The following is a 12,333-nucleotide window of genomic DNA, read 5'->3' as shown; positions in this document are numbered from 1 at the left end:
ATGATCACCCGGCGGAAATATCGTTTCACTTACAACATGTTAGCCGGATCGCTTTTTCCATACCAAAACAACGGCTTCACCCCCTCCCCCTCGTCTCCCCTTACGCACAGGGCGCCAGCGGAGGGGAGAGGGCGGGGAATCGGCCCGTCTCCTTCCTCACCCTGCCGCCAGGGAACGGCGGCAAACCACATAATCCAGTGCCGGAACGGACAGGGGCTGGGCAGTGGGGGCCGTCGCGGGCGCGCTGCACCCGCTCCCCCGCACCGCCTGCCAAGGCGTGGTTGCTTCTTCCACGACTGCGCCCAAGCTGCGCACCGTGTCCCCGGCATTGATGGCGATCAGATATTCTTGGTCCTCCGCGATGCGGGAGAACACGAGAAGGCCGCCCTTCTCTTCCACATAGCGTATCTGGGTGCGACCCTGGCGCAGGGTGGGATGGTCGCGGCGCAGGGTCGCCAGTTCCGTGATGGCGCGGTAGAGCGGATGGGCTCTGTCATAGCTGTCACCGCCCCGGGCAACGGTCGGGCTCAACCGTTCCTCCTCCCGATACTGGCGCGTGGGGCTGGCGAACATCGGCTGGCGGGCCTGCTTGTCATCGCCCAGCCCCATGAAGCCCTGCTCGTCCCCGTAATAGATCACGGGCACGCCGCGGCCCAAGAACATCAGCGCATAGCCCAGCGCCACCCGCGCCTGCACCTGATCCGCCGGCATATCCGGGTTATGCTTGCGGATCAGATAGGCCATCCGCCCATGATCATGGTTGGAAATGAAGGTGGTCAGCGTGGCAGCCGCCCCTTCGGCATAAAGCGCATCTCCGCGCAGCAAGGCCTCCCACCCCACGGTGCCCTTGCCCAGGGCCAGCATGTCGATGGAGGCCTGGAAAAAGGCGAAATCCAGCACCGATGGCAACCGCGATTCATGCGTCGCGCCGGCCAGGGCGGCGATATTGATATCCGCCACCTCCCCGAAAATGAAGAAGTCGGGGATGCCTTCAGCCTTGGCATGCGCAGTGATGGCGGGGATGAAACGGTGCCAGAAGGCCGGGCCGACATGGCGGGCCGTATCCAGGCGGAAGCCATCAACCCGGTAGGTGCTGATCCAGTGCTTATAAATGTCGATCAGGCCCTCAATAACGGCTGGCTGTTCGGTATTCAGATCATCCAGGCCGAAAAAATCCCCCAGCAGGCTGCTCTCGCCATGGAACAGGCTGTCGCCGCGATTATGGTAATGGGTCGGGTCGTTCAGCCAGGCCGGGTTCTTCACCGCCCGTTCCGCTGCCGGCACCTGCGGCACATAACCTGCCGCCGGATAGTCGCCCTTTGACCGGTAAGGGCATTCCCCTGGCACGGGGCATTCCCGGTACTGGATCACATCGGCAGTATGGTTGACGACAATATCCAGGATCACCTTCATCCCGCGCGCATGGGCGGCCTCAACAAAGGCTTTGAAATCGCCATTGCCACCCAGATGGGGATCGACCTTCAGGAAATCGGTCGCCCAATAGCCGTGATAGCCCGCTGACCGGCCGCCGCTATGGGCCTGGACCGGTTTGTTGGTGACGGCGGGCGTCACCCATATCGCCGTGGCCCCCAGCCCCTGGATATAATCCAGCCGCGCGGTCAGGCCCTTGAAGTCCCCACCCTGGAACATGCCGATATCGGCGGGATCAAACCCATGGTCCGACGGGCCGCCCCGGATGCCGCCCGTGTCATTACCCATATCGCCATTGGCGAACCGGTCCGTGACGACGAAATAGACCGTTTCTTCCGTAAAAGGCCGCTGGGGATTGGCCAGGGCGGTCGGGGCCGCCATCGTCAAAGCCGTCAGCAGCGGCAAAAGGCGGGTCATCAGGCGACGCATGGGCAACAACTCCTCTCGGCACAGGGCTGCTGCGAACAGCCCGAAAGAAAAACCCCCGCCGGCAGGCCGGCGGGGGTAGGCAGGGAGGGAGAGTTAGAACTTGTAGGAGGCGCCCAGCAGATAGCGTGCGCCATATTTCTCGTAATTGACGGTGTTGCGCGGATCGTCATTCTCATAGGTGACGAAGGCTTCGTTGGTCAGGTTATAGCCTTGCAACACAAGGCTCAGGCCCTGCAGGTCGCCTTCCTGGAACTCGTACCCGATCTGGGCATCGACCAGGGTCTCGGCCTTGCCGCTGCGCAGCGTCCGCCCCTCACCGAAGCCATTGACCTCGGCCCGGTATTTGGACCGGTGTGCCACCGACACGCGGGCCGAGATGCCGTTCAGGTCGTAATAGAAGGTGCCCTGCGGCGTCCATTTGGAGAAGCCGGGGATCGGCTGGCTGGAACCGGGGCCTTCGGGGGAAATGCTGGTCTTGGTATAGCCGACATTGGCGGTGAGGCCGAAGCCTTCCAGCACGGGATGGACATCATCAAACGGCAGGGACAGGGCCAGTTCCACGCCCTTCAGCGTACCGCCATCGCCATTCACGGGCTGGGTATTGACGCCCAGATACGTGGCCGGCACCTGGGTGCCCGTATAGGCAAAGCCGGTAAAGTCAAACAGCGTCGCCTGTTTGTAGATATAGGTCTTCAGATCCTTGTAGAAGCCGTTGATCGCGACATAGCCGGCCTTGCTGAAATAATATTCGTAGGTCACATCCAGGGCGTTGGCGATCCAGGGCTTCAGCTTCGCGTTGCCGCCTTCCGCCTTCCAGGCGGACTGATCGGGGTCAGTATTGCCGGCGCGGGTTTCATCATAGGTGACCTTGGTGGAGGCGCGCAGCTCGTCCGGACGGGCGCGCGCCATCTGACGCGATGCGCCGAAGCGGATTTTGTGATCCGGGTTCGGCAGGGCAAAGACCAGGTTCAGCGCCGGCAGCACCTCGGTATATTTGGCACCGTCCGTACGCATGACAAAGACGCCCGGCCCCGTCACGGCAGCGCCAAAGCTGCTCTGGTCGGTATGGACGACCTGCACGCCGATATTACCGGTCACCGCCACATCACCCAGATCCTTTTCCAGGTCCGCCTTGATGAAGCCGGTGACCACATCTTCCTGCAAATCCCAGGGGCTGACGGCGCAATCCACGCGCGGGCAGGCGATCCGGGTGTAATAGCCATTTTCCAGCAGGTAGCGGGTATTATAGGCGATGACATCGCCCACCCCGGCAAAGCCCAGATCGGCAGCCCCCTTCACCAGGGCGGCATCGGGAATGGCCACCGACGTGCTGTGGGTCGGGTCATTCACATTGGCGGTCAGGGCCAAATAGAATTCATCCTGGCGATAGCTCTTGTCGCGAGAGGAATAATTGGCACCGACCTGTACGGCATTGATGGCGCCGTCAAATTCCTTGCGCACATCACCGCGCACGGCCCACAGCTCGTCATCGACATGAGGCTCGTTCACATAGCCATCCTGCCCGCCCGGCACCACATCACTCCCCCAACCCTGCGGGCTGGTCAGCAGGATCTGGGTCCGGTCGGCATAATTCAGGCGGCTGACCAGCCTGTTGCCCTTGGACCCGGTGGTGAAATCAACAATATCGGTTGCGCCCTGGCCCACACCGCGCCCGGTGCCGGCATAGGATTCCAGACGTTCGCTGTCGCGCTTGACCTTGCTGTAGCTGGCATCCAGCGCCAGGGTCCAGGTGTCCACGGTATATTTGCCGTTCCACCCGGCAGAGAACAGGTCGGACTTGGTGGTCCGCATATCATTGCGGATCACGCCCTTGACGTTGGAATAGGTGCCAGAGGTGATCAGCCCATCCTCAACCCCGCCGATTGTGGTGGGTGCGCCGGGATTGCCCCAGAAGAAGGGCATTTCCACGCCGCGCTGGACCTGCTTGTCATCGAAATGGGAATAATAAAGGTCCAGCGTCGTGGCGAAATTGTCTGTCGGCTCATACTGCACAGTAGCGGTGACGCCGGTCCGCTTCAGCGTTTCGGAATTGACGCGGTTTTCGATGCCACCGATGACACGTGGCGGCGTATCGCCGGGACCGCTCATCGGGTAACCCCAGGCGCGGGAATATTTGGTCTGGGTCGGCTGATCGATATGGGCGACGCTGATCGCCACGCCCAGCGTGTCATTGGCGAACTGGTCGACATAGGCGCCGGTGATGCGATAGCCCAATTCGTCGCTGTCAGGGTTCAGCTTGCCATTGCCAGCCAGCTCCCCACGCGCCGAAACGGCAACGACCCGCTTGCCATGGTCCAGCGGCCGCATGGTGCGCAGGTCAACCGTGCCGGCCAGCCCCTGCCCCACAACACCGGCTTCCGGTGACTTGTAGACGACGACGCTGCTCATCACTTCCGACGGGTACTGGTCGAACTCGACGGAGCGGTTATTGCCGGTGCTGACCTGTTCACGCCCGTTCAACAAGGTGGCGGTGAAGTCCGGCCCCAGGCCGCGCAGGCTGATCGACTGGGCGCGGCCATCCACGCGCTGGGCCGCCAGACCCGGCAGGCGGGCAATGGCCTCGGCGATGGAATTGTCCGGCAGCTTGCCGATATCTTCCGCCGACACCGCTTCCACGATCTGGTTCGACGCGCGCTTCATCGCCAGCGCGTTTTCCAGCGACTGGCGGTAGCCGGAAACGACGATCTCCTCCAGCATCCCGTCAGCCTGTCCCGTCGCCGCCTGGGCGACCTGGGTTGGGGCCGGGGCCCGTTCAGCGACGATGGCCGGCGCATCGGCCAGTGCAACAGGGCTGAAGGCGATGGTGGCGACCGTCGCCAGCAAGGCTGCGCGCGGATTGGTGAACTTGGACATTCCTCGACACTCCCCAGGGGACCGGCATGTTCGGATGCCGTCCATTTTTGTTGGCCTGATGCAGTCCTTTCCGCAGCCGACGCAAAGCCGGTCCTTTGGCGCCATCATGGATGGCACCTGCGGTACTTTACAAAATTTCAATTCTGGAGCCCGTCACACCTATCCGGAAGGTCAGGTGCCTTTTAAAATAATGACGGATGCATCCACAATCACTCCCCAAGTAACGAAGGCGATCCGGCAGGGTGGTATTCTTTGGAATCCAGCCCCGGCCACCTTTTCTTAAATCCGCGTGGTCAAGGTGCTTTTCATCAAGCGTGCTTGACCCGCCGGTTTGTTCCGTCCCCAATTTAGTGATAAAGCCCGCTGAGACGGAGCGGGAAAATACGTATGCAGCCGGTTTTTGCGATGCGACGCATACGTATTCAGTTACCAGCCGGTTACAGGACAGACCGCTTGCAATGCCCATCCCCTTGTCGCATCTGTCAAATGACAGGCCCGCCACGGGATTTACGGGCTGCCGGAAAGGGCGTTTGGTGATGGACAAGCTTCAGGCGATGCAGGTTTTCACGCGGGTGGTGGATCTGAACGGCTTTGCCCGCGCCGCCGATGCCATGGCCCTGCCACGCGCCACCGTCACCACCATCATCCAGAATTTGGAAGCGCATCTGGGCACAAGGCTGTTGCTGCGCACCACCCGCCGGCTGAACCTGACCGCCGATGGCGCCGCCTTTTATGACCATGCCCAGCGCATCCTGGCCGATGTGAAGGAACTGGAATCCTCTTTCATGGATGCCGCCCGCCGGCCGCGCGGGCTGCTGCATGTCGATATGCCGACATCCATCGGGCGGCAGGTGGTCGTACCAGCCCTGCCCAAGTTTCACGCCCTTTATCCGGATATCGAACTGAAGCTCAGCATGAATGACCGGCAGATCGATCTGGTGCAGGAAGGCGTGGATTGCGTCCTGCGGATCGGCGATCTGAATGGCAGTTCGCTGGTGGCGCGGCGCCTGGGCAGCCTGTCCCGCCTGACCTGCGCCAGCCCGGCCTATCTGGAACGACACGGCATCCCCCATACGCTGGAGGATCTGCGCCACCATGCCGGTGTGCGCTATTTCTCCCCCAATATTGGCGGGCGGCATTACCCGTTCGATTTCCAGGTGGCCGACAAGGCGGTGGAAGTGCCGTTGAAAGGTGCCGTCTCCGTCAATGACAGCGAAGCCTATGTCGGCTGTGCGCTGGCCGGCTATGGGCTGGCACAGCCGGCCCTGTTCATGGTGCTGCCCCAGTTGGAGACGGGGGAACTGGTGGAGGTGCTGCCGCAATACCGGCCGCAGCCCATGGCAATCTCTGCCGTCTATCCGCAGAACCGCCAGCCCTCGCCGAAGGTGCGGCTGTTCATTGACTGGGTGCTGAGCCTGTTTGAAGGCTGCCCGATCCTGCAGGGCAAGGAAGATATCCTGACCGCCTATTGCGCCGAGGCCACCGCCCCCCGCCAGACGCTGCAGGTCGATCTGGCGGGATTGTTCGCGCTGGATGAATTGTCTGCTCAGAATTAACAGCTTTATTCATCCGTCTTTCTTGCGGATGCTGCACCTGCACAAAGCTCCCGACCTGTCTCCAGGTGGGGCTTTGGCCGTTATCGCCGTGCAGCAGAGAAGGATTTCCAAGCCTTTCCCATCTCCCCCTTCTGAAAGATGAAAAAAATTTCATCCCTGCGACGGCCATCACAGCACCGTCGCTGCAATGCAGATAAAAGCGATAATTGAGGCTGGTTCCACCTGACCGGGTGGGCCGCATTCCCTGAAACAGAAGGCATCAGGCGGTAGGGCTCCTCCCCAGGGGCGGTTCCGTCGTCCCCTGGTGCTGCCTGAAAGACGCGTTTCCTTTTCGATTCCACCGCCGGGCTGGCGGCGGAAAACCCTGATCTGTGCTTTTTTGCAGGAGCTGAGCATGCCGACAATGCGCAACAAGCTGGCCTATCTCCTGGCGGCTGGCGCCTCCGTCGCCGCTATTGCCACTGTCACCACCTTCCAGGGCCAGGCCGATACGCCGGCGGCTATTGCAGCGCCGGCAGCGGTTGAAGTGGATGTGGCCCCGGTGGTCGCCCGTCCCGTCGTGGACTGGCAGAGCTATTCCGGCCGTCTGGAGGCGGTGGAGCGGGTGGATATCCGCCCCCGCGTCTCCGGTCCCATCACCGAAATCCATTTCCGCAATGGCGCGCTGGTGAAGAAGGGTGACCCGCTTTTCACCATCGATCCCGAGCCCTACAAGGCGGAAGTAGCCCGTGCCGAGGCGCAGCTTGCCGCCGCCCAGGCCCGCGCCCGCTATGCGGATGCGGAAATGGCGCGTGCCTCCAAGCTGGTGGCCGACAGCACCATCACCCGCCGCACCCTGGATGAGCGCGAACATAATGCCCGCGATGCCGCCGCCAATGTGCGGGCGGCAGAAGCGGCGCTGAAGGTGGCGCGCCTGGATCTGGGCTATACCAACGTCACCGCGCCCATTTCCGGTCGTGTTTCCCGTGCGGAAATCACCGTGGGCAATATGGTGGCGGCCGGCGCCACGGCGCAGCCTTTGACCACCATCGTCTCCGTCTCCCCCATCTATGCTGCCTTCGATGTCGATGAGCAGACCTATCTGCGCCATATCGCATCGGTGAAGGACGAGAGCGGGGTGCCTGTCCAGCTCGGCCTCACCAATGAGAGCGACTATTCCCGCCGCGGTACGGTGGAACATGTCGATAACCGGCTGGACGCCGTTTCCGGCACCATCCGGGTCCGGGCCAGCTTCAACAATGAAGATGGTGTGCTGGTCCCCGGCCTTTTCGCCCGGATCAAGGTGGGCGGGTCCGACCCGCAACCCGCCGTGATGGTGGATGAACGCGCCATCGGCACCGACCAGGACAAGAAATTCGTCCTGGTCGTGGGCGATGACAACAAGGTCGCCTATCGCCGGGTGGAGTTGGGCAGCCGTCAGGAAGGGCTGCGCATCGTCACATCCGGCCTGAAGGCGGGTGAGCGGATCGTTGTCAACGGTCTGCAGCGCGCCCGGCCCGGCGATCAGGTCCAGCCGCGCACCATCGCCATGGAAAGCGTCGCCACCCAATCGGCCCAGGCGGGCCTGCGTGGTGGTGACGTGGCCAAGGCTGGGGATCTCTAAGCCCCACTTCCCCTGCCTTAGCCCCTCCTCGCCCCCTTCCTTCCGTTCTCCACCGGGCGGAAGGGGGTGATCAGGTTCCCTTCTGATCCTGCCACCCGCGTGCGCCTGGCGCTGCGGGAATGGCGCCCTGCTATCTGCCGGCACTGCCAAGGCTGTTTGCCATGAATATCTCTCGTTTCTTCATCGACCGCCCGATTTTTGCGGGTGTGTTGTCGGTGGTGGTCTTCCTGGCCGGGTTCATCGCCCTGTTCCAGTTGCCCGTCTCCGAATATCCCGAGGTGGTGCCGCCGTCTGTCGTCGTGCGTGCGCAATATCCGGGTGCCAATCCCAAGGTCATCGCTGAAACCGTCGCCTCTCCGCTGGAGGAGCAGATCAATGGCGTTGAGGACATGCTGTATATGCAGTCCCAGGCCAACAGCGACGGCAACATGGCGCTGACCGTCACCTTCAAGCTGGGCACCGACCCGGACAAGGCGACCCAGCTTGTGCAGAACCGCGTGTCCCAGGCGCTGCCGCGTCTGCCGCAGGATGTGCAGCGGCTGGGCGTCACCACGGTCAAATCGTCCCCGACGCTGACCATGGTCGTGCATCTGCACTCCCCCGATGACCGGTATGACATCACCTATCTGCGCAACTACGCGGTGCTGAATGTCCGCGACCGGCTGGCCCGTATCCAGGGCGTGGGTGAGGTGCTGCTCTGGGGCTCGGGCGATTACGCCATGCGCGTCTGGCTGGACCCGAACAAGGTGGCAGAGCGTGGCCTGACGGCCAGCGACATCGTGGCCGCCATCCGCGACCAGAATGTGCAGGTCGCTGCCGGCGTCATTGGCGCCAGCCCATCCGTACCGGATGCGCCGCTGCAGCTTTCCGTCAATGCCCAGGGCCGCCTGAAGAGTGTGGAAGAGTTCCAGGACATCGTCCTGAAGACCGATGAAGGGGCGGTGACCTATCTGCGCGATGTGGCGCGGGTGGAACTGGCCGCTGCACAATATGGCCTGCGGTCGCTGTTGAACAACAAGCCCGCCATCGCCATGGCCATCAATCAGGCGCCGGGCGCCAATGCATTGGCCATTTCCGAGAGCGTGCGCGCCGTGATGGCGGAATTGAAGCAGGACATGCCCGATGGCGTTGATTACGCCATCGAATATGACCCGACCCGCTTCGTCCAGGCCAGCATCGATGCCGTGATCCACACATTGCTGGAAGCCATCGCGCTGGTGGTGCTGGTGGTGATCATCTTCCTGCAGACCTGGCGCGCCTCCATCATCCCGCTGCTGGCGGTGCCCGTCTCCATCGTCGGTACCTTTGCGCTGATGCTGGGCTTCGGCTTCTCCATCAATGCCCTGTCGCTGTTCGGCATGGTGCTGGCCATCGGCATCGTGGTCGATGACGCCATCGTGGTGGTGGAGAATGTGGAGCGCAACATCTCCGAAGGCCTGTCGCCCAAGGAGGCGACGTACAAGGCCATGCAGGAGGTGAGCGGCCCCATCATCGCCATCGCTCTGACGCTGGTGGCCGTGTTCGTGCCGCTGGCCGCCATGTCCGGCCTGACCGGTGAATTCTACAAGCAGTTCGCGATGACCATCGCGATCTCCACCGTCATTTCCGCCTTCAACTCGCTGACCCTGTCGCCGGCTTTGTCTGCCCTGCTGCTGAAAAGCCATCACGACAAGCCGGACTGGCTGACGCGCGGCATGAACAAGGTGCTGGGCCGCTTCTTCAACGGCTTCAACCATGTGTTCCAGCGCGGCTCGGAAGGCTATGGCAAGGGCGTGTCCGGCGTCATCCGCCGCAAGGGCCTGATGATGGCCGTCTATGGCGGCCTGCTGGGCCTGACCGTGGTGCTGGGCAATGCGGTTCCGGGCGGTTTCGTGCCGGCCCAGGACAAGGAATATCTGATCGGCTTCGCGCAGCTTCCCACCGGCTCCTCCCTGGACCGGACGGAGGATGTGATCCGCGCCATGACCGACATCACCTTGAAGCAGCCCGGCGTGAAAGCCGCCATCGCCTTCCCCGGCCTGTCGGTCAATGGTTTCACCAATTCCTCCAGCGCCGGTATCGTGTTCGCCACGCTGGAACCTTATGAGGAGCGGGCCAAGGACGGGCTTTCCGCCTTTGCAATCACCCAGCAGCTTCAGATGAAATATGCTGGCATCAAGGAAGCGTTCGTCGCCGTCTTCCCGCCGCCGCCGGTGATGGGTCTGGGCACGCTTGGCGGCTTCAAGCTGCAGCTTGAGGATCGCGGCGCCCTGGGATACGAGGCTCTGGCCAAGGCGGCCCAGGATTTTGTGGCCAAGGCAGCGCAGACGCCGGAGTTGGGGCCGACATTCTCCTCCTACGAAATCAATGTGCCGCAGCTTGATGTCAATCTGGACCGGGTGAAGGCCCGCCAGCTTGGCGTGCCGGTCACGGATGTGTTCGAGACGATGCAGGCCTATCTCGGCTCGCTCTATGTCAATGATTTCAACCTGTTCGGTCGTGTCTATCAGGTCCATGTCCAGGCGGATGCGCCGTTCCGCGCCCATGCCGACGATATCGGCCTGCTGAAAACCCGCAACGACCAGGGCCTGATGGTGCCGCTGTCATCGCTGGTCACTGTGGTGCAGAGCTACGGGCCCGAAATGGTGGTGCGCTATAATGGCTATACCGCTGCCGACATTAATGGCGGCCCGGCACCGGGTTATTCCTCCGGTCAGGCCCAGGCAGCGGTGGAACGTATCGCGGCGGAAGTGCTGCCGCGCGGCATCAAGTTCGAGTGGACGGACCTGACCTATCAGCAGATCCTGGTTGGCAATGCGGCGCTGTGGGTCTTCCCCATCTCCGTGCTGCTGGTCTTCCTGGTGCTGGCCGCCCAGTATGAAAGCCTGACCCTGCCGCTGGCCATCCTGATGATCGTGCCGATGAGCCTGATGTCCGCCCTGGCTGGCGTCTGGCTGACGGGGGGTGACAATAATATCTTCACCCAGATCGGCTTCATGGTGCTTGTGGGCCTATCGGCGAAAAACGCGATCCTGATCGTGGAATTCGCCCGGGAACTGGAACAGCATGGCCGCACCGTCGTACAGGCGGCGATTGAGGCCAGCCGCCTGCGCCTGCGCCCGATCCTGATGACCTCCATCGCCTTCATCATGGGCGTGGTGCCGCTGATCACCAGCAGCGGTGCCGGTGCTGAAATGCGCCAGGCCATGGGTGTCGCCGTGTTCGCCGGCATGCTGGGCGTGACCGTGTTCGGCCTGCTGCTGACCCCGGTCTTCTATGTGCTGCTGCGCTATCTGGCGGGGGCGCGGCGGCAGGAACGGCAAGCCGCCATGCCGGGCCACATGGCCGCGGCGACGGGCGACTGATCTTCCCCTTCACCCCCTGATAAACAGGCCCTGGCGCGCGGCTCATACCGTGCGCCAGGGCTTTTTTTATGGATGCGCAAACAAGTTGACAAGGAAACTTTATCGACATAGTTTCCTTGTCAACTTGTTGTGAGTGGGCATGAAGGATGCGCTGATGTCGGCCGTGTCGGACCTGGGCGATCATATCGGCTATTGGTTGCGGATGGTGTCCAACGCCATCTCGCATGACTTCGCCCAGAAGGTCGCGGCTGAAGGGGTGACGGTGGCGGAATGGGCCTTCCTGCGCGCCCTTTACGATGTGGAGAGCATCGCCCCCTCTGCCCTGGCTGACAGGATGGGGATGACCAAGGGGGCCATCAGCAAGCTGGCCGACCGGCTGTTGGAAAAACTGCTTGTGCTGCGCACCGACAATCCGGACGACAAGCGGGCGCACAGCCTGTCTTTGTCCCCCGCCGGGCGGGAAAAGGTGCCCGTCCTGGCCCAGATCGCGGACCGTAACGACGCGGATTATTTCAGCACCCTGCCCACAGCAGAGCGCGAGGCCCTGCGCCAGACGCTGCGGACGCTGGCTGACAAACGGGGCCTGTCGATCATCCCGATCGACTGACGCCCTGCCTGTTCCGCCCTTTTAACGATCAAGGACATCACCGCCATGGACGCGGAACGCATCGCTATTGCCCGGGCCTGCCTGAACGCGGCCCATGATGGCAGCCTGGATTTCCCGCTGATTGTCGGCAAACTGATTGCCGCCGGTTTTGACAGCTATCTGGTTGATTACCGCCGCAGGTGCCAGACCTATTATCTGCCCTATGGGGACAGCATCACCTTGGATCTGCCCCACGCGCCGGGACCCGTCGCCCCGGCTTTCGATGCTGACAGGATCACCGCTCTGGTCCGGTGGGCGCAGGCGGGTGGGCCGGATTACAGCTATGACCGGTTCAGCGATCAGGCTGCGGCGGCGGGCTGCGCCTTCTACCTCGTTTCCTTCGCCGGCCGGCGTGTGGTCTATTTTGGCCGGACGGGGGAAACCCATATCGAACATATGCCCGGCTGACCCGGCTATCCCCGGCATCGGCGGGATCAAGCCGATGCCGGG

8 protein-coding genes are annotated in these 12,333 nt (G+C 62.6%); 6 read left to right on the top strand and 2 right to left on the bottom strand.

Going from position 1 to position 12,333, the window contains the following annotated elements; translation table 11 throughout:
* Positions 1-156 precede the first annotated feature (156 nt).
* Both G473_RS0107660 and G473_RS0107655 read right to left on the bottom strand, forming a co-directional pair.
* Entirely contained in the window at positions 157-1,860 is a 1,704-nt protein-coding gene (locus G473_RS0107660) for an alpha-amylase family glycosyl hydrolase (RefSeq protein ID WP_035706003.1), read from the bottom strand.
* Positions 1,861-1,953: 93 nt separating this feature from the next.
* Complete coding sequence (locus G473_RS0107655; protein WP_029012619.1) at positions 1,954-4,734, bottom strand: TonB-dependent receptor; 2,781 nt, start codon at positions 4,732-4,734, stop codon at positions 1,954-1,956.
* 34 nt (positions 4,735-4,768) lie between these two features.
* On the opposite strand from G473_RS0107655, the gene G473_RS30630 reads away from it, so the two are divergent.
* From G473_RS30630 to G473_RS0107630, 6 genes are all read left to right on the top strand, one after another.
* The gene (locus tag G473_RS30630; protein ID WP_161630954.1) at positions 4,769-5,017 is read left to right on the top strand and encodes a hypothetical protein; all 249 of its coding nucleotides are present in this window, start codon (positions 4,769-4,771) and stop codon (positions 5,015-5,017) included.
* A 253-nt stretch (positions 5,018-5,270) separates the two neighbouring features.
* On the top strand, positions 5,271-6,290 hold the full coding sequence (locus G473_RS25670) for a LysR substrate-binding domain-containing protein (RefSeq protein ID WP_051330000.1): 1,020 nt from the start codon (positions 5,271-5,273) through the stop codon (positions 6,288-6,290).
* Between the two features lie 394 nt (positions 6,291-6,684).
* Positions 6,685-7,893, top strand: coding sequence for an efflux RND transporter periplasmic adaptor subunit (locus G473_RS25665; protein WP_154667307.1), 1,209 nt, complete (start codon positions 6,685-6,687; stop codon positions 7,891-7,893).
* A 161-nt stretch (positions 7,894-8,054) separates the two neighbouring features.
* Positions 8,055-11,237, top strand: coding sequence for an efflux RND transporter permease subunit (locus G473_RS0107640; RefSeq protein WP_029012618.1), 3,183 nt, complete (start codon positions 8,055-8,057; stop codon positions 11,235-11,237).
* 154 nt (positions 11,238-11,391) lie between these two features.
* The gene (locus tag G473_RS0107635; protein WP_029012617.1) at positions 11,392-11,844 is read left to right on the top strand and encodes a MarR family winged helix-turn-helix transcriptional regulator; all 453 of its coding nucleotides are present in this window, start codon (positions 11,392-11,394) and stop codon (positions 11,842-11,844) included.
* Positions 11,845-11,889: 45 nt separating this feature from the next.
* Positions 11,890-12,291, top strand: a complete 402-nt coding sequence (locus G473_RS0107630; RefSeq protein WP_029012616.1) for a DUF1398 domain-containing protein — start codon at positions 11,890-11,892, stop codon at positions 12,289-12,291.
* The last annotated feature ends 42 nt before the right edge of the window (positions 12,292-12,333 follow it).

The organism is Niveispirillum irakense DSM 11586, from assembly GCF_000429645.1.
Lineage (GTDB): Bacteria > Pseudomonadota > Alphaproteobacteria > Azospirillales > Azospirillaceae > Niveispirillum > Niveispirillum irakense.
The sequence above is the reverse complement of the archived record's forward strand: the minus strand, read 5'-3'. Positions and strand labels throughout refer to the sequence as shown.